Here is a 20,521-nt window from a genome sequence, read left to right on the forward strand (position 1 = left end):
GCCCATGAAAAAATACTTCATGGTGTATTTAGCCAGCCTGCTCCTGCAAGCACTGGCGATACTCGTGCTTTACCTCTCCGATCACAATCAAGTCAGCGGCATGCCGACAGCTCTATACGCTGTGCTCAGCTTTTTGCTCATGCTGGGGGGCTTGGTGACGCTGAGTGGTTTTTTCGTCAGCATTTACCTGATATGGCGCTATTTGGAGAAAGATTCACTGATCTGGTTTTTAGGCGTGTTCTTTGCCCCCATCTTTGTGATTCCGGTTTTCCTATATCGCGCCGCTTATCAAAAATCGCCTTTCGGGAACGGCTCAACACTGAGCGCGGAACCCTCTGCCAGCGTTAGCTAATGAACCACACCGGCCTCATTTGGGCCATCGTGCTCTTGTTTGCCGCCCTGACGGCCCATGCGGTCGACTGGCGGATTGGCGATCAGGTTTACCGCAATGTCCGGGTGAAGGAAGTGACGCCGCGCGCGGTCATCATATTGCACAGCCAAGGCATCAGCCAGGTGCTTCTCAGCGATCTGCCCCCCGAGGCACAAAAGCACTTCGGCTACGACCCCGAAGCCGCCGCGGCTGACGAACAACGCGCCGATGCCGAACAGGCCGCCGCCCTCGCCCGCCAAAAGGCCGCGCAAGCCGAGCAAGCGGGCACCAGTTCCACAGACGCCCGCGACTCCATGGCGCAGCTCAAGCAGGCCTTTCGCCAACCGGCCGAAATCCGCCCCGAGGTCGACCTGCGCCCCGAGTTGCGCGAGCTCGGCCTGTTTTCCAAGAGCCAGGGCCGACGCCCGAGTTGCTCGATTTTTGCCATCGTTGGCGCGCTGGAGTATCAGGCTTCCAAGGAGGGCAAGCCGACGCAGTTTTCCGAAGACTACGCCATCTGGGCCACTCGCCAATACCTGGCGGAAAGCCCACGTGGCCGGTCCGCCGCCTACGCTGAGGGCGATGCCGGCTTTGCCCTGATCGACGTCATCAGCGCCCTCGCTAAATACGGCCTCGCCGACCGCGAGGACGTGCCCAATACCTTCGGCACCGGCATGGAGCGCATCGAGCCACCGGAGCCCGAGCTGCTTCAGCAAGCCCAGGACCGCGTGCAGCTGAGCGCCCTGCGTATCGACTCCCGCGACGGAGCGGCATCCGTCAACCGCATCATTCATACGCTCAACGCGGGGCTGCCAGTGGTGATCGGCGTCGCCTGGCCGCACGAAAACACCCTCCGCTCCGCGCCAATGATTTCCGGCCAAAACCCCGTCAGCATGCACGCGGTGACCCTGGTTGGCTACCGCTCAGATGAGGGCGGCGAAAACCTGCGCTTCGTCTTCAAGAACTCCTGGGGCCCGCTCTGGGGCAGCGGCGGCTACGGCTGGATAACAGGCGATTATTTAGAAGAGCACCTCTCCACCGCCTACGTGATGGACCCGGCTTTTGAGTGATCGGCAGAAAATCTAAGGTAGGGACGCACCTCCGGGGCGTCCGTGTTTCAATTCGTTGACCCAATGTGACGCAGCGGACGCCCCGGAGGTGCGTCCCTACCAATTTCCAGTTAAAACTCTTCACCCATTGCCTCGCCGCCAAAGGTCAGCGCCCACTTTTCTTCGAGCACGCCCGGGTCGATCGCGAGGTGGGCCAGCGGGTAGTCGCCGACAAAGCGGAAGTCGTCACGCTGGGCACCGCGGAGACCGATTTGGCCCGTGGTCGCCATCCGACGAATCACTTCCCACGGCTCGCCGAGGTCGCGGATTTTCTCCAGCGACATCTGCGACTCGATGGCGTCACCCGGCTTGAGCAAAGTCGTGCAAACCTGCTCGCTGCCCAGCGCGTTCATCGCCAGAGCGTATAGGGCAATCTGGATGCCGCTCCCCTTCTTTAACTGACCGGGCGTGAGCTTGGCGTCGCTGCCGGTCTTAAAATCGATCACCCAGGCGCGCGCCATCGTCGGCCAGGCACCTTCGGGAAAGTCATTTAGCGTGTCCGCGCTTTCGTTGCTAAGCACGACGTCGATGCGGCCCGTCAACACCAGCCCATCGAGCGCGTGGCCGGGCAGGTTGAGCGGCTCGCCGGGGAGCGGCCACTCGGTGCGGATCGACTGCCAATCCAGCGCCTCCAGCGAGGCGGCAAAGCGCAGCGCATGGCTGCGGGCAATCGACCAATCGAGCCGCCACCAATCCGGCAGCTCGCGCTTCGCCGCGCGAAAGGCGTCGGTGATCCGGAAAAAAACAGCCTGCGCCTGCCGCTGGATGTCGAGCGTCCAATCCTCCGCCTCGGGCTTGCCGCGAAAGGCGCGAATCGACTCCGGCGGCTGTACCCAACTATGCGCCCATATGCCGACCGCGAGGCTGCGCGGGTCGTCCTCCTGCAGCTCCTTCAGCGGCTTCACGCGCAGGATGTTTTCCAGCCAGGCGCTGGCCGGCCGCGTAATGGCGTTTTCCCAGGCCTTGCTGGGCAGGGTCAGCGGTTCGCTAAACTCTTCACCAAAGCCAAACGAAAATTCATCGAATGGCTCGCTGATGTTTCGCCGCCAAACGAACGTGCCGGTAATGTCGGGAAAGACCTCCCTAGAAGGCTTTTCGGCAAAGGTCGCCGCAAGCGCCTGGCTGGCGGCGTGCAGCTCGCCATCGCCCGGAATCTCGCCAAAGCGGGCGTGAAAGAGGCGGACCAGCCAGTCGGCCAAGTCCTGCTCGCGCCCGGGGTCGGCGGGGTTGTCGCGATGTGCGGTGAAGAGCGCCGTGGTCCGCACGTTGCGCAGCAGGCTCAGGCAAGAGTCGGTGAAGCGGCGGCGCTCGTCGAGGCTGGTCGGCAGCCAGCTTATGCCCGGGCGCAGGCATTGCTGCCCCTGTCCCACCGGGCTGTCCATGCTGGCACGCTGGTTCAGGCGGCCGCAGAGCTTGGCGTCGAGCAGCAGACTGTCGCTTTGTTCGGCGGGCCAGTCACCGCGGTTGAGCCCGGCAAACACCAGATACTCCCAGGATTGCGCGGCAGCGCGTTCGACAGTCGTTAAAACAATTGGCGCAAAGGCCTCACGCCCAAACGCGGACCGCGTCCGCCCGGGAATGCGTACCACTTCCGCCAGCCAGCGCAGATACTGCGCGCGCTTGAGCGGTCGTTTCAGGTTCTCCACCAACGCGCCCGCACGGTGCTCCCAGGCATCGAGCCGCTCCGGCCAGCGCAGCAGCTTGAGCACGGGCAGGCACTTTTCGGTAAACTCGGCAAAGGTCGCCTGCTCCGGCAGGAGCGGCCATTGGTCGAGCACGCGGGCCGCCGCCTCGCCGTGCCGGTGGGACGGCAGCAACGCGCGCAGCACGGCAACATCCGTCACCATCGCCTGGCTAAACGCATGCTCCAAAGCCTGCCAAACGGCGCGTTCTTCGTCGGCGGTCAGCCTGCCCGCGCGGCGCAATTCGCGGACCAAGCCACGGGCGCTATCGGCGTCGGCCAGCTCCTGGTAGCGTCGCCAGGCCTCCACCAAAATCTGCCCCGGTCGCTGCCCCGGCAAATGCCCGATCTCGTCCTGATGCGCGATGCCGGCCTCGTTCAAACGCCGGGCCACGGCGCGCGCCAGCGGCAGACCGTCTTGCGCAAAGACCACGCCGATCCGTTCACCGGCAGCCAGCTTCGCGCGCCAGCGGTGGATTTCGTTTTCGATGACGCGGGCTTCGCAATTGATATCCGGTGCGATCGCGGCGATAAACGGTGCCTCCGCGGACTCGACTTGCTGGTGAAATTCGACAGCGGTCGCGAGGTCCGCCAACGGGTGCGGATCACCGGGTGCCATTTCATCGGAGTCGCCCAGTTGTTCGAGCGTGGAGCGCCAGATAAGCTCGTCCCGCTGGTCGCCATTGACGGGTAAACAGTAGGCCGCGGAATGCGCCAGCTGCGGCAGCGCGCGCAGCAGAGTCAGGCTGCCGCCGTGCCCTGCGCCAAAGCCGTAGGCCATCACCTGCGCCATCACGGGGCGCTGAGCACCGGCCACGAGCGCGCGATCCGCCGAGGCCGACGTTTGCAGGCCAGACTCGTCCAGCACTTGTTTAAAGCGCTCCGCCAGCGCGCGGGCCTCTTCGATCTGCAGGACACTGGCGTCCCAACCAGCGGCTTCCAGGCGGTCCACTTGCCGCAGGAAATCGCCCGGTTCGCGTGCTGTGGCCTGGGCCACGAGGTTGTCCGGCAAATCGCCTGCAGCGAGCTCCATCAGCAGGCGCAGGTCTTCGCGCAGGGCCAGCGGCTTGGCCTCCAGTTGCTGCCTGAGCAACGCGCGCAGGCCACCGGGGGTGAAAAACTCGATCCCCAGCGCGGGCACGCCAGCCTGCACGAGGCGATGCTTCACCCAGGCGATGGTCGAGCTGTCCGGCGCGAGAAACACCACCGGCAACGCCTGCCGCCACGCCTCACGCGGCCACACCCGAAACCACGGCAACAGCGTCCGCCGCCAAGCGGCGTCTGGGTCACGGTAGAAGATTAGGCGAGGCATGCGGTGGGAAGTGCGTTACTTTACTGGAGGGCAACGCTCTGTCGTCGCCACCCCTTGGAACAATCAAGATAGAAAGATCGCTTCGCGTCGCTGAAGGTTAGCGTAGTTTGTTGCAATGGGTGGCGACGACAGAGCGTCGCCCTCCAGTTTGAAGGATGGTCGATTGGTCTACACGTCCCAATGAAAGTGCAGGGTCTTGTCGATGGCCGGGTGCAGGCTTTGGAAGACCGGGCAGGCGCGGCAGGCGCGCTCCAGCGAGGCACGGTGGTCGGCGGAGACGGAGGCCGGCGCGTGGATTTCTACCGGCAGGGCGGAGATGCGGCGGGGCGGGTCCTTGGACATGTGCTTGGCCACGCTCAGCTTCATGCCCGTCAGGTCGATGCCCAGGCTGTTCGCCTTGATGCCCATGATCGTCGCCATGCAGCTAATTAGCGCCGTGGCGCAAAGGTCAGTCGGGGAAAAGGATTCGCCCTTGCCTTGGTTGTCCACCGGCGCATCGGTGGTCAGCTGGACGCCCGAGGGGCCGTGCGTGGCGATGGTGCGCAAATTGCCTTCGTAAGTCGCGGTGATCTCTACCATGAGGCGATCTTGAGGCGGAATACTCCGGTGCGCAAATCGAAAGCAGAAGATTGCATTCTCCTATTGCCGCGCGGCGGAATTTTACCAATGCTTGGCCAATATGCGTCTACTTAAACTGATCGCCTTACTGGGTTTTGCCGTATTCCTGCAACTGGGCCACGCCTTCGCACAGGAGGAAAAAGCCATGCCGCCTAGCCCCTTTAAAAAGGAGCCGCTCAAGGTCGGCGTGACGCCCGACAGCCCGCCACTCGTCTTTAAGTCCGGCGGCGAATACCAGGGTGTCGAGATCGACCTCGCCAACCTCCTTGGTCGCGAGCTGGGCCGCCCGGTGGTCTTTGTTGACGTCGCGTGGGACGAGCAGTTCAAGGCGCTCGAAGAGGGCAAGACCGACATTATCATGAGCGGCATGACCGTGACCCGCGAGCGCGAGGAAGCAGTCGCCTTCTCCCCGCCCTACCTGAATTTCGGCCAAATGTCCCTCGTCCGCAAAGGCGAGCGCGCGCGCTTTACCTCGCTGCGCAGCCTGCTCGACACCACCAGCAAGGTGGGCGTGATTCCCGAAACCACGGGCGCGGACTTCGTGAAGAAGAATTTCAAGAACGCCGATGTGCAGGAGTTTGACACGCCGGACTCCGCGGTGGACGCCGTCGTCAAGGGCGACTCCGACATCTTCGTCTATGACTCGCCGGTCATCCTTTGGCTGGGTGGCAAGCGCGAGATGGAGCAAGTTGCCCCGATCAACATCAACCTGACCATTGAATACCTCGCCTGGGCCATGCGCAAAGACGACCGCAAGCTGCAAGACCAGGTCGCCAAGGCGCTCTTTACTTTTGAAAACGACGGCCGCCTGCAAACGGTGCTCAACCGCTGGCTGCCACGCTAACCCAAACACCGATACGCCATGCCTGAAGCTGCCAGTAAAGACGAACGCACGTGGGAGATGTTTTGCCATCTTTCCGCATTGCTAGGATTATTTACCGTCAACCTCGGCAGCATCCTCGGGCCGCTGATTGTCTGGCTGATCAAAAAAGATGAGATGCCCGGCGTGGACCGCCACGGCAAGGAGTCGCTGAATTTTCAGATTTCCATGTTCATCTACATGGCCATCTCCGCGATTCTCATCATTGTGGCCGTCGGGCTGGTCTTAGTGCCCATTCTGGCCATCGTTAACATCGTCTGCGTGATCATCGCCACGATCAAGGCCAACAACGGCGAATTCTATCAATACCCGATAACGATCCGTTTCTTAAAATGAGTCGCGAACTGGAAGAAGGAACCGAGCTCAAGCTCGACTTTACGAAGCTAAAGAAAGTCGCCAACTGTGGCGAAGACGTGCTGCCCGCCGTGGCCCAAGACGCCCATTCGGGTGAGCTGCTCATCGTCGGCTACGCCAACCAAAAGGCGCTGGACACCGCGCTGGCCGAGGGCTTGGCGACATTTTGGTCCACCTCGCGCAACGAGCTGTGGATCAAGGGAAAGACCTCCGGCGACACGCTCAAGCTGGTCGAAGTCCGCGTCAACTGCGAGCAGAACAGCATCCTGTATCTCGTCGAGCCGCAGGGTACGGGCTCCTGCCACACCAAGGGAGGCGACGGCAAGGCGCGCAGCGGCTGCTACTATCGCAAGATCGAAACCGACGGCAGCCTGAGCTTTGTGCCTGGCAAAGCGTAACCCTTCCGCACCATGAGCGCCTCACCCAAATCCAACAATCTGGCCGGCGCGATTTTCCTGTTTCTCTTTGGCGGGTTCTTTGCCGCGATGGGCGTCTTTGCCATCGTGCAGACCGCGCAGGGTAACACCTCCGGCAACGATTCGCCCACTGTCGCCTACATCGTGGGCGGCATTTTCACCCTCGTCGGTGGCGGCATCATGGCGGGCGGAGTGTATACACTGGTCGCCGGTAAACGCACGGCCGCGCTCGCCGCCGAGCATCCCGACGCCCCCTGGATGCAACAAAAGGACTGGGCCGAGGGACGCATTGTCGATAGCAACAAGGGCGCGTTTTTCTTCCTGCTGGGCGTTGCGATTTTCTGGAACGCCATTGCGTGGACGGCGACCATCGGCGTCTTCAGCGAAGGCTCCGATGCAGAGGAGGCGGCCAAATGGGTCGTGCCGCTGTTTCCCCTCGTCGGCCTGGGGCTGGCGTGGGCCGCCATTTACCAACTGATTCGCTGGCGGAAGTTTGGCTCGTCGACTTTTGAGATGGCCGTCGTCCCGGGCGTCATCGGCGGGAGCCTCGGCGGCGTTGTGCTGACCAAGGTAAACGTCGCCCCCGAGAAGGGCTTCCTCGTCAGCCTGCGCAACGAAAAAATCGTCACCACTGGCAGCGGCAAAAACCGCTCCACCCACACGACCGTCATCTGGGAGAGCGAGCAGTGGGTGAAGGAAGACGCCTGGGCCGACGATCCCAGCCAGAGCGCGATTCCCGTGCTGTTCAACATCCCCTACAACACCCAGCCCCCCGGCCACGTAGATAACCGCACCGAAGTTCGCTGGGAGCTCAAGGTAAAGGCCGACATGCCCGGCGTCGACTACGAGTCGAGCTTTCGCGTGCCCGTCTTTAAAACCGACCAGAGCGACCCCAACTTCGACGCCAAAGCCGTCCGCGCCAGCGAGCCCGCCGCACCCTTGCCGACCGTGGACTGGCGAAAGGCTGGCATCACCGTGCGCGACGACCTCTCTGGAGCCACCCTGATCGAAACGCGCATGGGCCGGAATTTCCTGTTTCTGTTTGTGCCGACACTGATCGGCGTGGGCATGCTCGTGGGCACCTACTTCGCCTGGAACAGCAACATGCCCAAGATTTTCCCAGTGTTCCTGGCGCTGTTCGGCGTGCTCGTCACCCTGGCCTGCGGCGGCTCGCTGCTGACCTCGCTCCGGCTCAAGGTCTTCCCTGACCGACTGGAGTCCGAGCGCCGCTTTTTCGGTATCACCAAGCATTCCCGCGTCTCAATCGACGAAATAAGCAGCCTCGACACCAAGTCCAACATGAGCTCGGGCGACGTCCATTTCTACGACATCATCGCCCTCAAGCGCAACGGCTCCAAGGTGCGCTTCCCGCTCAGCATCAAGGGCAAATCACGTGCCGAGGCGATGCTCAAGCTGATCGAAAACAAGTTGGAAGCGCGCTGATCCGCCCCACACCGATTGAGTCATTTTTCATCGCCATGGACCACTATTTCTGCCACACTTTCAGGATGAAAAGTCGGCCCGTAGCCGTCACCAGAGCGCATTAAGCATCGACGACTGAACAAGCCAGCGTCGCCGACTGTTGCTCGAAGTGTCGCCGACACTTCCATGGAGCGTCACCGACGCTTCAGCCGACTTAAGGGCGACTGTTAGGACGAAACACGCTCGTAACTCTCCCTGACTCTCGGGCGTGTCTTGGGTTAACTTCCGGGCGACATTCTTCCCTACGACGGCCGTCGCAGCTTGAACAAGCTGGCCTGAGCTACTGGCAGGAAAGTCAGTGTTTAGAGGCTGAAACCAGAACCTTTCCTTTCCGCCACAAGCACCTGAACATGCGCTTTTGCACGCCGGTGATGCTGCTCGTTGACCGAACGGCTCTAGAAGTGCCGCGTCAGGCGGGACTCCGGCACGACACCGACTTCCTGGCCGACCAACTTGCCGTTTTTAAAGATGAGGAAAGCCGGGATGCTGCGGATGTTGTATTTCTGGGCAAGCGCGGGCGCGTCATCAACGTTGACCTTATACACCGCGACCTCGCCACTGTAGTCGTCCGCGATGTTGGCCAATACGGGGTTCATCGTCTTGCACGGGCCACACCACGGGGCCCAGAAATCGACGAGCACCGTCTCCTTGTTTTGCACCGCCTGCTCAAAGCTGCCCTGGATGATGTTTTCCGAGTGGCTGCTCGCATCCGAGCCACCATCGGACCGCTTTTTCGTCGCCATGAACAGGAACGCCAAAATCGCGCAGAAAATGAGAACCGCTTTACCCATGGCTCAAACCAAATCACAGTAATGGCGCTGAGGCAATTCCCGTCGCCCCTAAATTTCTGCGGCTTTAGGCCGAGCCCGTGCGGAATTTGCGCTGCTCCAGCTCGTCGCGCTCCTGCTCGAGCTCGTGGCGCTCGTTTTCCAGCGCATTGGCCTTCTCGGCCACCATTTCCTCGGCTTCGCGGAGGTAGCGCTCACGCTGCTCCAACTGAGCAATGAGGTCATTGGCAGAAAGTAATTTGTCCACCTTGGACTCCAGGCGAAGCAAAATCTCCTCCATCTCGTCCATGCGCTCGGAAACGCTTTTTTGCGTCTTGGCGATTGAAGGCTTTTCGACCGGTTCGGCGGGAAATGGCGAGGGCGACTCCGGCTTCTTAAAGGCCATTGGCGTCTTCGGCCCGGGGGCAGCGGCGCGAAAAATCGTGGTATTGCCGCGGCTCTCCACCTTGCGCACCGGCGCGGCAGCAGCACCCAGCTCGAACCAGCAATTCTCGTCCTCGCCGTCATCACGCACGTGGCAGACCTGGTAGTCGCCCTGCGGGTTCTTTTTCAAGGTGAGCTCGATCGCCTGCAGACTCATCGGGCTGCGGTAGGTAACGCCATTACGGGCCAACCACCACATGTCTTTCAACGACTGTTGAATCATCCGCTCACGCAGATCGCTCAGTGTGACTTTGCTACTCACAATTCAGACAATAGGGTGTTACTCAGTGCTATTCGAAGAGGTCAGAAAATATACGTTGTGCAAAATGCAATCCGCGTCAAGGCCGTATGACCCTAACAGCGACTACCGGTAAATATTTAAAAACTATTTACAAAGCAAGTAGCGCACCCAAGCGATTGCCGATAATACGTTATCGGCCAAATCTTCGCCCCCTTAACCCATCCCCCAACACGGGCCAGATGGTACTCCCGCCGGGAGTCGAACCCAGATCGACGGTACCGGAAACCGTTGTTCTATCCATTGAACTACGGGAGCAAAATCAAAGGCGATAAACTTGAGCGGTTCGAGTGGGGTTGACAAGGCATTTGTGCGAGGGCGATGGCGATGTTCAACCGCGGCGCAAAATGCTTTACGCTGGAGGGCGCATGCCTAATCCTTGGCTGTTTATCCGTCACCCACCTCGCACGATGAGCCTGAATCATGACACCAACACCAACCAGTCCTATGCCCAATGGGGCGAGGACCGGCTCGTATGGGACTTCTTCGGGCACCAGGCCAAGGGCGTGTTCCTGGAGATCGGTGCCAACCACCCCACCCTCCTCAGCCAAACGTATTTGCTGGAGCAACAGGGCTGGACCGGTGTGCTGATCGAGCCTCAGCGCGAGTGCTACGAGTTGCTCGTGGCGCAGCGCCCCGGCAGCCAGGCTTTCCGCTGCGCTGTCACCAGCCCGGAGGGCGTCGGCCAGGCCTACATGAAGATCCCTCCACGCGAGCTCGGCGGCCACGTGATGGCCGAGGTGGTTACCGAGCGCGTCGAAAATGACAATCACTGCTACGAGGAGATCGCCTTACGAACGATCAATGACGTGCTGGCCGAAGCCAAGGTGGGTGCCATTGACTTCATGTCGATCGATATCGAGGGCCTGGAAGTGCCAGCAATGCAGGGGTTTGATTTCGCCAAATACCGGCCCAAGCTGATCTTGATCGAAGACCACTTGGAAGACCTCGGGCGGCATCGTTTTCTGGTCGGCAAAGGCTACAGGTTTGTTCACCGCCTGGGCTCCAACAACTGGTATGTGCCCGCCGACTTCAGCGATTTCACATTGGAAAACCCAATCAGCCGCTTTGAGTATATTCGCAAATTTCACCTGAGCATGCCCTTCCGCAAGCTGCGCATTGGCCTGAAGCGATTGCGGGGTAAGGCCTGACACACAAATCCCAGCGGGCCGTGTATTTAAGCTCTAAAAAGCCGCATCGGCTTGCGATTTAAAATAACCATTGCCTCAATAAACTGAAATGACAGTTTTAATGAACAAGCAGGTTTGCAGATAGTCTTAGCTTAGCGATGTTATATGACCGGCCATACATGCGGGATCGGGCGCCCATTCGTCATGTGGACTACTTTTGGTGGTCCTTCTGGATCTTCGTAGGCGCTTTTCTGATCCAAAACATGCTCGGCGTATGGCTGAATATGGCCGGCTTTCTGTATGAGTGGTTTGCGCTCTCTCCGGCTAACGTCGGCCAAGGCAAAGTGTGGACGATTTTCACCTACAGCCTGATGCACCGCGACTTGTCGCATTTCTTCTATAACGGCCTCATTTTCTTTCTGGCTGGACGCTGGCTATCGCGTGAACTGGCCCCAAAGCGTTACCTCCACCTAATCCTCGGCTCAGTTTTTCTAGGGGGATTAGTATGGCTTGTGCTCCACACGGTGCTGGGTTCATCGGTCGTTCGCGAGATACCCGTAATCGGCTTCTCCGCAGGAACGTCTGGCTTGCTCATGGCCATGCTGCTTATTTGGCCACGAGAAAAGATCGAATTCCTGTTGTTCTTTGTGCTGCCGGTTTCATTCCGCACCAGATCCTTGATCTACGTGTTGCTGGGCATCGAAGTCCTGGGCTTCGTGTTTGTCGAGTTGGCCCTGCTGCTCGGGTTCACCCCAATGCTGCGAGACTCCAGCATTGCTTTTTCCGCGCACTTGGGCGGGGCGCTGGCGGGATACCTGTTTTACCGGATGCTGCAGCGACCGACGCCGATTTTCGAGTCCGTGGCTAAAAAGGTCAGCATTGAACCGGCCAAATGGACCAAAAAGCGCACCCGCGCCTCGACGGGGAAGTTCAAGGTCAACCTCACCAACCGCAAAGACCTGCGCCTCGAGGTGGACCGCATTTTGGACAAGATCAACAAGGAAGGCTTCCAGTCCCTCAATGATGAGGAGAAAAAGGTGCTGGATGATGCGGGAGATTTGTTGAAAAAATAGTCTTTTTCGGCGATAATACCGATTATCCCGCAACTAAATCTGCTAACACTGGTTTCCCGTACGTTATGAACTCCAAGTTGTCACTCTTTGCAGCGCTATGGATTGGAAGTCTCGCTGCCGCTTATTTCGTTGGTCAAAGCACCTCCGAGGAAGCTGAACCATCCGCCGCCACCTCCGCCAGCCAGAAATCCGCCAATGCCAAAATGGTCGACAAAGACGGCGCGCTGATCGCCATCGATGAGGAAGCCGCCGCAGGCCTGATTGCGGAAATCGAAAAAGAAGCGCAGGAGCAATCGCTGGCCGGCTTCACCGCATTGCGCAGTGGCGACTTTAGCCGCACCTCCTGGATGCAGGCCAACGTCGACGCCATGGGCATGAGCGCCAGCCAATTGCAAGACGCGCTCAACGAAGTCCTTGCCATGCCCGCTGGGCGCGAGCGCAACATGCTCGTCTATTCCATGCTGGAGCGCTGGGGCATGCTCGACCCGACCAACGCCCTCGCCTACGCCGATTCACTGACATCGATGGAAATGCGCAGCCGCGGCATCGGCCAGGTGCTCGAAGGCTGGGCCGCCAACGACCCGGTATCGGCCATCAACTGGCTCAACCAGAACGGCTCCGAGCTGTCGGCCCGCATGTATGGCGACTATTTGAATGACATCGTGCAGGGCTACGCCCAGAGCAGCCCGCAGTCCGCCTTTCAGTTTGTCCAGGGCCTGCCCGAAGAAACCGTAGGCGACCGCCGCATCAAGAGCGACGCGCTGGACGAAGTCATTGAGATCATGGTCGAGCAGAACCAGATCAACCAAGCGCTCGAAATGACCCTCGCCCTCGAGCCCGGCAATGCCCGCAACCAGGCACTGGAAGACCTCGTGGACGAATGGGCCGATGTGGACCCGCTCGCCGCCAAAGCCTTTGTCGATAGCATGATTGACGACCCCGCATACGGCGACATGCAGCGCGAACTGCTCAGCGCCTGGGCCGATGACGACCCCGCCGCCGCAGCCGAGTGGCTGAGCAGCCTCGACCCGGAAACGACCGACCAGGCCCGACTGGCCACGTCTCTCGTCGCCAACTGGACACGCTACGACATGGAGGCCGCCGCCAACTGGCTCAACTCTCTGCCGCAAACGCCCGAGCTGGACCGCGCCGTGGGCATCTTTTCCATGCGCGCCGCTCAGGACGATCCGGCCACCGCCCTCACCTGGGCCAACTCCATCAGCAACGAGCAATCCCGCGACCGCCTGGAAAGCATGATCCTCCCCATGCTCCGCGAACAGGACAACGAAGCCTTCGAGGCCTACCTCGCCGACTCCGATTACTCCGACGACAAGAAGCAGCAATTCCGCGAACAGCCTGTCCGTGAGGGTGGCTATCGCGGCTGGGGACGCTGGGGGCGCTAAATTGTCGCAGCCCATCACATTCTCTTTCGCTTGACTACGCGGACAGGTAATTGCAACCTGCCCGTTTTTCCGCTTCATGAATCGCCCTCCCAAGAAAAAGAAGACTCACCAAGATGGACTCGTGGAAGACCCCCGGTTTTCCCGCGAGGAGCTTGAGAATGCCGCACCCCAGCAACCGAAAGCCGAGGGAGACGACCGCAACTTGGTGGAAATCGACGACGCCTTTGCCGAGGCCGATATCGAGGATCGCGCGTGGCTCTACTGGCAGCGCAACAAGGGCACGATCATTGCCGCCATCGTCATCGCCATCCTGGGCGTGGTCGGCGTCAATACCTGGAAGTTGATGCAGGACAACCAAACCGCCGCGCTCCAGGAGGAATACAGCCAATCTCTCGGCGATGCCGAAAAACTTCAGTCATTCGGAGCGGCCAACAGCGACACCACGCTCGGTGGCATCGCGCTGCTCAAGACCGCCGATGACAAATACGCCGCTGGTGATTACCAAGCCGCAATCGGATTTTACCAGCAGTCCCTCACCCCGCTGAAGGACACCATCATCGTCGGTCGCGCAAGCCTCGGCCAAGGCATGGCCCAGATCAAAGCCGGCCAGATTGACGCTGGCAAGGTCACCCTGACTAAGCTGATTGAGTCCACCAGTGTGCTGACTGCCATTCGCGCTGAAGCCGCCCTGGAAGTCGCCCAACTGGAGCTTGCTGCCGGAAACCGCGACGCCGCCAAGGCCCTGCTCGAACGCGTCACCCAGATGGAAGACATCACTTTTTGGAAGAGCATGGCTGAGGGCCTAATCCGCTCGGAAAAGCTCGGCAGCACGGAAAGCCAAGCGAGCCCAAGTCTGTAAACGACTGCGATTACGCGTCAGTTCCGGTCCAGCCGGTCTTCCTGCAGATGACCACGTAGCTGTTTTTCCAGCTGTAGCTGCTGGTTTTCGCGATGCAGGTAGTCCAGAAGCCGCTGGAATCGACGCCGCGCATCCAGTGTTTCAAGCAGTTGCTGCTTGGTATCGATATCCTGGCAAAGCGTGTAGCTGACGAGGTCCACATACGTCTGCGGATCTTTCAACTCCGCGAGAAAATCATACATCTCCTCCGGGTCCTGCTTGGTCAGCTGTTGGTGCAGAGTCACGGCCGCAGAGAGCTTGGACTGATAGCACGAAAGGTGCTCGGCGTCATCCCCGGTCGTGCTCAGCGGCTCAAACTCCGCAACCCGGTAAGGCTGCTCGCTCACAATCCGCACGAAGCGCACCCGGGAAAGCCCCTGGAGGATCAGGTGCGACGCGCCGTCATCCTCACGGTGGCTTGCGCGCACCACGCCGACTGTGGCCACGGGATACGGCGGTTCAAACTCGCCCGTCGTCTGCCCACGCAACTCATCCTCGCGAGCAACGACAAACAAGCGGTCGCCCGAGAGCACATTTTCCAGCATTTGCCGATAGCGCGGCTCAAAGATGTAGAGCGGCAGCATAGCATGCGGGAAAAATACGGTGTTGCTCAGCGTCATGACCGGCAACTCACGCGGAATATTAATCTCTGCGGTCACGTTTAAAACTTAACCGCATCACTGCCGTTCGCAAATCAAAGCTGGGAATATTATTGCGGGGCCACGGTGGTCGTCGTCCGGGGGCGCGAGGGCTCGATGAAGGACTTCACCGAGTTCAGCCACATATCCTGCTGCTCCGGCGTGGAGAGGAACTCAAACCAGTTGATCGCGCGCATGTAATCCACTAAATCCTCCAGGAAGCCGTAGGTGGAAAGCACCTCGTTTTGCTTCTGCACGAAGGCCTGGTTTTGCGCATCGAGCAGATCGACAATGCTCACCCGGCCCACGCGGTATTTCTCGGTGACGATGTCCAAATTCTTCTGGGCGCGGTCAGCGGCAATGCGGCTAAAACGGATGTCGCTGTAGCTGGAACTCAGCGAATACAGTGAGACCAGCACGCGCTCCTCGATGATCTGACGCGTCAACGAGCGGTCGTATTCCCGGCCACGGACGAGCGCCTTTTGCCGCAACACGTTGAAGACGCGGTTGCCCCCCTCGAAGATCGGAATGCTCGCCTGGAAGACGAACTGCCACTCATCCTTGGGCGTATTGGCCGAGCCCGGCAGCGACTCATAGGTGTCCTGCTGGAAGGTGTTCAGGTAATTAAAATTCACTCCGACATCCGGCACGAGGAAGCTGCGCTTGGCGGCACCGAGGCTTAGCTCCTGCGCGGTCACGCGGCGGTCAGCGACCTCCAGCTCCGGCGCGTGAGACATCGCATACTGCATCGAAAACAAGCGGAAACGCTGCGAGCGGGCTTCGCTGGTCAGCAGCTCCACCACGCGGCGCGAGGTGGTGTCGAACGCATCCGAGGACAGACCGATCTGCTCGGCGTCCCAAGTGGTGGCGAGATCGTCCTGCCCCATCACGCGATTCAGCGAGGTCAACGCGGTTTGCACCTGGCTTTCGGCCAACGCAACGGTCGCACGGTCGGATGCCTCAGCCGCTTCAAAACGGTAAACTTCCTCCGGCCCCGAGGTGCCGACATCCAGGCGCACGCGCGCCAGGCCGAGGTTCGTCCGCGTGACGTCCAGATTTTCTTTGGCGATGGCCAGGATGGACTTCGCGGTCAGGTAGCGCAGGTAGGCCACGGAGGAGACTTGGATCACGTCGGACTCCAGGCTCTGCTCCTGGTATTGCGCCACGTAGGATTCTTGCTCGGAAATACGGTAGCCGGTCACGATGTCGTCGTCGTAAACCATCTGCGACACGCCGATGCCCACGCTGTTGGACTGCCGCGGAATGGTGCCCAGCGAGTCGCGCGCGGCGGCGTCGTTGTTGCGCGTGTATTGGTAAACCGCGTTCACCTGCGGCAGCATTTGCGAGAGCGCCTGACGCTGCGCTTCGTAAACGGCCTCCGTGTCTTCGCGGCGGGCGCGCAACTCGTAGTTGGCCTTGATTGCTAGCTCGACGGCCTGCACCAGCGTGAGCGGCACCGCGTTGATCTGCGGTGCCTCGCCACCGATTAGCACGGCGTCGAAGAGCATATCCGTCGGCAGGTCGAAGTTAATCCCCGAGGCGGTGACTATATTCACGTAAAGCTTCTTTTCCACGCGAAAGAGCGCATCGATCTGCGTGGAGGTGCGCCCCTCAAGGAGTTCCTTGATATTGAGCGCGGCGCGGCGGGCCAGCTGTGTGCGGAGATCCGGCATCGTGCCAAACAAAAATCCTTCAGCAACGCCGGACTCCCCCGTCATCGCAAAGGTCGGGATCGCGCGGGCGTTGATGCCGGTAATGTAGTCCTCCAGCTGATCTTCACTCGGGAAGCGAAGTGGCGGGAAAAAGAACACCGCCTCGGCGCGGTCGGGCGTAGCGCGGAGGGAATCCGCCGCCGTTGCGCTGAGCGGAATAAAGCCGTGCGTGATGCCCAGGTCCGTGTCCATCTTGTTGAGCAGCGCGGCGATCTGGCCGTCTTCCTTCACGTCGTTCAGGTAGGCATCCGTCACCGCGTAGAGCACCTTGTCAAAACCGACCAGGTCGTGGAATTTCTTCACGTCGTCCTGCAGCGAAATGTCGGACACGATCACCGATAAATTTTCAATCTGCGAACGGCCGTTCTTAATAAACGGCGCGACGATCTTCGGGTCCTGCACGTATGCACCGATGCAGGGCTTGTTGAGGGTCAACGCGCCGCTGGCCGCCTCCTCCAGGCTGAAGTAGCCTTGCAGGATGACCATATCGATGGATGGATCGTCCAGGGCCCGCTTGAGCGCCAAACGAGCGCCGCCGGGAAACCAGTTTGCATTGAAGTCGGCATCTTCGCGGAAGACCACGGTGTGCTTGCTTTTGAGCAGCGCTGTCGTCTCCTTTTTCACCGCTTCGATCATGGCGTCGAGGATGTAGGACGGCCCGTCGCGCACGATGGCGATGGTGAGCGTAGGCGGGGCTTCCTCCACCGTCACATCAGGACTTTGGGCATAGGAAACGGTGCTCGAGAGCAGTCCGAGACATACAAGGCGCAGCAGCGCGTGGAACCAATTTTTCAACGACATGGTAAATCAAGTAGGTTCTTCAATCGGCTTGGGCTTGCGACCGAATTTCTCCGAAACGGATTGAACGACGTAATAAAGCATCGGCACCACGACCACGCTAACCACGGTGGCGACAACCATGCCGCCAAACACCGCCGTACCAATCGCCTTGCGGCTTTCCGCGCCAGCACCCGTGGCGATGAGCAAGGGGATGACCCCGAGGATAAACGAAAACGCCGTCATCAACACCGCGCGGAAACGCAGACGCGCCGCCGAGAGGGCCGCGTCAAAAATCGGCATCCCGTCGTCACGCTGGGCCTTGGCGAACTCCACGATAAGAATCGCGCTTTTGGTGGATAGGCCAATGAGCAGCACGATGCCGATCTTGGTGTAAATATTGTTGTCGTAGCCGCGCGCCATGAGCGCCGCGACCGCACCCAGCAGCGCCGTGGGCACCGCCAGACAGACCGAGATGGGCAGCGTCCAGCTTTCATACTGCGCGGCAAGCACCAGGTAAACGAGCACGATCGCCAACCCGAAAATCACCGCCGTGCCGCCCTGCGCGATCTTCTCCTGATAAGAGAGGTCCGTCCAGTCGTAGCCAAAGGCCGCGGGCAAATTCTTCTCCGCCATGTTTTCAATGACCTCCATCGCATCACCCGAGCTGAAACCCGGTGCTGGACTCCCCAGGATTTTCACCGACGGATACATGTTGTAACGGGTGATCGTTTGCGGGCCGAGCGTCTCCTGCACATCGATGAAGTTCGCCAGCGGAGCCATCTCGCCGCTCGGCGTTTTGATCTCCAGCTTGCCGATGTCTCCGGGCTGCGCGCGATAATCACTGCCAGCCTGCGCATAGACTTTGAACACGCGGCCAAAGTCGGTATAGTCGTTAATGTAATTCGAGCCGAGGTAAGTCTGGAGCGCACCCCAAATGCTACCCAGCGGAATGCCGCGATTCATGACTTGCTCGCGGTTCACGTCGATAAACAACTGCGGGACATTCGCACGGAACGGCGTGTACATGCCTGTGAGCGCGGTCTGGGCGTTACCGGCCTCGATCACGTAATCGGCGGTTTGCTGCAATGCCTGCAGCCCGACACCCTGCCGGTCCTCCAGCATGAAGGTAAAGCCGCCGCTCAGGCCCAAGCCCGGCAGCGAAGGCACGGGGAAGCTGAACGCCAAGGCATCCTGCAACTTGCTGAGGCGCTGATTGAGCGCTCCAATAATCATCGACTGATGCTCCTCGGGTGGGCGCTCGGACCAGTCTTTAAAGACCACCACCGCGAAGCCGGTGTTTGAGGCAACGGCACCGTCGATCAGCGAATAACCGGAAATCGTCAGGTAGCGGGCGACGCCGGGAATATCCTCCACGACACCATCCACCTGCTCCATCACGGCGCGGGTGCGGTCAAGTGCGGAGGCCTCGGGCAGTTGCACACTCGTCAGGCAGTAGCCCTCGTCTTCCTGCGGCACGAAACCACCGGGCAGATTAATGAAGCCCCAACCCGAGAGAACCACGAGGCCTACAAAGACCACAATGCCGATCGCCGCCTTGCGCAGCGCAAACTTTACCACGCCATGGTAGCCGCTGGTGGTCGAATCCATGCCACGATTGAAGAGGCGGAAGAACCATGGTGTCTTGCCGCTGGACTTCTTGAGCAGCACACCGCAGAGCGCCGGGCTGAGGGTGAGCGCGTTGATGGAGCTAAAGACCGTCGCGATGGCAATCGTCAGCGCGAACTGGCGGAACAGTGTGCCGGAAATACCGCTCATGAACGCTGTCGGGATAAACACCGCCAGCAACACAAGCGTCGTCGCAACGACCGGCCCGGTCACGTCGACCATCGTCTTCATGGCGGCCTCCTTCGGGCTCATGCCATGCTCCTCGATGTTGATCGTGCAGTTTTCCACGACGACGATGGCGTCGTCCACCACGATACCGATCACCAGCACCAGGCCAAACAAAGTCAGCGTGTTAATCGAAAAGCCCATCACCGCCATGACCGCAAAGGTGCCGATCAGCGACACGGGAATCGTCATCGAGGGAATCAGGGTCGCGCGGAAATTTTGCAGGAAAACATAGACCGTGAACACCACAAGCAACAGCGTGATGAACAGCGTCTCGACCACCTCGGAAATCGACGCGCGGATGGCCACGCTGTCGTCATAAACGATGTCGTAGGATACGCCCTGGGGAAAATTCTTTGAGAGCTCCACGAGCTTGGCTTTCACACCGTCGACAACGTTGATCGCGTTGGCACCGGGTATCTGGTAAATCGCAAAAGCGGCGCAGTCCTTCCCGTTGAAGCTGGATGCGAGGCGATACGACTCCGAGCCGATCTCGACCCGCGCCACGTCCTTGATACGCAGCGCACCGCCATCACTCGTTGAGCGAATAATGATTTCCTGAAATTCCTCGGGGTCGACGAGGCGTCCCTGCACATTGACCGTTAGCTGAAACGGCTGGTCCTTGGGGGCGGGTGGTTCCCCGATCGAACCGGCGGCCACCTGCACATTCTGCTGCTGCACGGCGGCAACGATTTCATCAACGGACACCTTGCGGGTCGTCATTTTCTGCGGGTCGAGCCAAATGCGCATGGCGTATTTACCCACGCCGAAGGTCTGCACCTCACCAACGCCGTTGACGCGGGCCACTTCGTCCTTGATGCGTAATTCAAGGTAGTTGGACAGGAAAACGTCGTCATAAGAGCCGTCGGGCGAGGTCAGCGCCACATACATGTTGGCGACTGAAGACTTCTTTTTGACCGTGACCCCCATCCGCTGGACCTCTTGCGGCAGCTGTGACTGCGCCTTGGAAACGCGGTTCTGGGTGAGAACGTTCGACATGTCCTGATCCACACCGGACTCGAAGGTGACGGTAAGGCTCATCGTGCCGTCGTTCGCCGACACGCTGGACATATAAATCATGTTTTCGACGCCGTTGACCTCCTGCTCGATGGGCGAGGCCACCGTCTCGGCGACCGTTTGCGCATTGGCACCGGGATAGACCGCGGAAATCGTCACCTGCGGCGGGGCGATCTCCGGGTAGCGCTCGATCGGCAGCGAAATGAGCGCAAACGCGCCCAGCAGCATGATCACAATAGAAATGACCGCAGCAAAGATCGGCCGGCGAATGAAGAAGTGGCTGAACAT

17 protein-coding genes and 1 tRNA gene are annotated in these 20,521 nt (G+C 60.1%); 10 read left to right on the forward strand and 8 right to left on the reverse strand.

The features are described 5' to 3' along the window. Positions 1-4 precede the first annotated feature (4 nt). The gene (locus tag O3S85_RS07170) at positions 5-352 is read left to right on the forward strand and encodes a hypothetical protein (protein ID WP_269539201.1); all 348 of its coding nucleotides are present in this window, start codon (positions 5-7) and stop codon (positions 350-352) included. Then, positions 352-1,440 (forward strand): C1 family peptidase, encoded by a 1,089-nt coding sequence (locus O3S85_RS07175; RefSeq protein WP_269539202.1) that lies wholly within the window; start codon positions 352-354, stop codon positions 1,438-1,440. The genes O3S85_RS07170 and O3S85_RS07175 overlap by 1 nt, the downstream gene beginning before the upstream one ends. A gap of 110 nt (positions 1,441-1,550) precedes the next feature. On the opposite strand, the gene O3S85_RS07180 is transcribed toward O3S85_RS07175, so the two are convergent. Further along, positions 1,551-4,472, reverse strand: a complete 2,922-nt coding sequence (locus O3S85_RS07180; protein ID WP_269539203.1) for a PD-(D/E)XK nuclease family protein — start codon at positions 4,470-4,472, stop codon at positions 1,551-1,553. Positions 4,473-4,640: 168 nt separating this feature from the next. Further along, the gene (locus O3S85_RS07185; protein ID WP_269539204.1) at positions 4,641-5,051 is read right to left on the reverse strand and encodes an OsmC family protein; all 411 of its coding nucleotides are present in this window, start codon (positions 5,049-5,051) and stop codon (positions 4,641-4,643) included. A 100-nt stretch (positions 5,052-5,151) separates the two neighbouring features. Here O3S85_RS07185 and O3S85_RS07190 point away from each other — a divergent pair, with 100 nt between their 5' ends. From O3S85_RS07190 to O3S85_RS07205, 4 genes are read left to right on the forward strand one after another with little or no spacing between them, the layout of a single operon-like run. Further along, the gene (locus tag O3S85_RS07190) at positions 5,152-5,934 is read left to right on the forward strand and encodes a substrate-binding periplasmic protein (protein ID WP_269539206.1); all 783 of its coding nucleotides are present in this window, start codon (positions 5,152-5,154) and stop codon (positions 5,932-5,934) included. Between the two features lie 18 nt (positions 5,935-5,952). Continuing rightward, positions 5,953-6,306, forward strand: a complete 354-nt coding sequence (locus O3S85_RS07195) for a DUF4870 domain-containing protein (protein ID WP_269539207.1) — start codon at positions 5,953-5,955, stop codon at positions 6,304-6,306. Further along, the gene (locus O3S85_RS07200) at positions 6,303-6,722 is read left to right on the forward strand and encodes a phosphoribosyl-AMP cyclohydrolase (protein ID WP_269539208.1); all 420 of its coding nucleotides are present in this window, start codon (positions 6,303-6,305) and stop codon (positions 6,720-6,722) included. The genes O3S85_RS07195 and O3S85_RS07200 overlap by 4 nt, the downstream gene beginning before the upstream one ends. Before the next feature lie 12 nt (positions 6,723-6,734). Continuing rightward, positions 6,735-8,183: a hypothetical protein gene (locus O3S85_RS07205; protein ID WP_269539210.1), complete on the forward strand. Its 1,449-nt coding sequence runs from the start codon at positions 6,735-6,737 to the stop codon at positions 8,181-8,183. A gap of 434 nt (positions 8,184-8,617) precedes the next feature. Here O3S85_RS07205 and trxA read toward each other — a convergent pair whose 3' ends face one another. From trxA to O3S85_RS07220, 3 genes are all read right to left on the reverse strand, one after another. After that, on the reverse strand, positions 8,618-9,013 hold the full coding sequence (gene trxA, locus O3S85_RS07210; protein ID WP_269539212.1) for a thioredoxin: 396 nt from the start codon (positions 9,011-9,013) through the stop codon (positions 8,618-8,620). A 64-nt stretch (positions 9,014-9,077) separates the two neighbouring features. Continuing rightward, on the reverse strand, positions 9,078-9,695 hold the full coding sequence (locus O3S85_RS07215; protein ID WP_269539214.1) for a hypothetical protein: 618 nt from the start codon (positions 9,693-9,695) through the stop codon (positions 9,078-9,080). Between the two features lie 219 nt (positions 9,696-9,914). Beyond that, a tRNA-Arg gene (locus O3S85_RS07220) sits at positions 9,915-9,989 on the reverse strand. Between the two features lie 152 nt (positions 9,990-10,141). On the opposite strand from O3S85_RS07220, the gene O3S85_RS07225 reads away from it, so the two are divergent. The 4 genes from O3S85_RS07225 (at position 10,142) to O3S85_RS07240 (ending at position 14,196) form a co-directional block, all read left to right on the forward strand. Further along, positions 10,142-10,882 (forward strand): FkbM family methyltransferase, encoded by a 741-nt coding sequence (locus O3S85_RS07225; protein WP_269539216.1) that lies wholly within the window; start codon positions 10,142-10,144, stop codon positions 10,880-10,882. Between the two features lie 158 nt (positions 10,883-11,040). Next, a complete protein-coding gene (locus O3S85_RS07230; RefSeq protein WP_269539218.1) occupies positions 11,041-11,934 on the forward strand; it encodes a rhomboid family intramembrane serine protease in 894 nt (297 codons plus the stop codon). Positions 11,935-11,999: 65 nt separating this feature from the next. Beyond that, positions 12,000-13,337 (forward strand): hypothetical protein, encoded by a 1,338-nt coding sequence (locus tag O3S85_RS07235; protein WP_269539220.1) that lies wholly within the window; start codon positions 12,000-12,002, stop codon positions 13,335-13,337. A gap of 76 nt (positions 13,338-13,413) precedes the next feature. Next, positions 13,414-14,196, forward strand: coding sequence for a tetratricopeptide repeat protein (locus tag O3S85_RS07240; RefSeq protein ID WP_269539222.1), 783 nt, complete (start codon positions 13,414-13,416; stop codon positions 14,194-14,196). A gap of 17 nt (positions 14,197-14,213) precedes the next feature. Here O3S85_RS07240 and O3S85_RS07245 read toward each other — a convergent pair whose 3' ends face one another. From O3S85_RS07245 to O3S85_RS07255, 3 genes are read right to left on the reverse strand one after another with little or no spacing between them, the layout of a single operon-like run. Further along, positions 14,214-14,894, reverse strand: coding sequence for an LON peptidase substrate-binding domain-containing protein (locus tag O3S85_RS07245; RefSeq protein WP_269539223.1), 681 nt, complete (start codon positions 14,892-14,894; stop codon positions 14,214-14,216). 50 nt (positions 14,895-14,944) lie between these two features. Then, complete coding sequence (locus O3S85_RS07250; RefSeq protein WP_269539224.1) at positions 14,945-17,386, reverse strand: TolC family protein; 2,442 nt, start codon at positions 17,384-17,386, stop codon at positions 14,945-14,947. A 6-nt stretch (positions 17,387-17,392) separates the two neighbouring features. After that, complete coding sequence (locus O3S85_RS07255; protein WP_269539225.1) at positions 17,393-20,521, reverse strand: efflux RND transporter permease subunit; 3,129 nt, start codon at positions 20,519-20,521, stop codon at positions 17,393-17,395.

This window comes from Cerasicoccus sp. TK19100 (assembly GCF_027257155.1).
GTDB classification, from domain to species: domain Bacteria; phylum Verrucomicrobiota; class Verrucomicrobiia; order Opitutales; family Cerasicoccaceae; genus Cerasicoccus; species Cerasicoccus fimbriatus.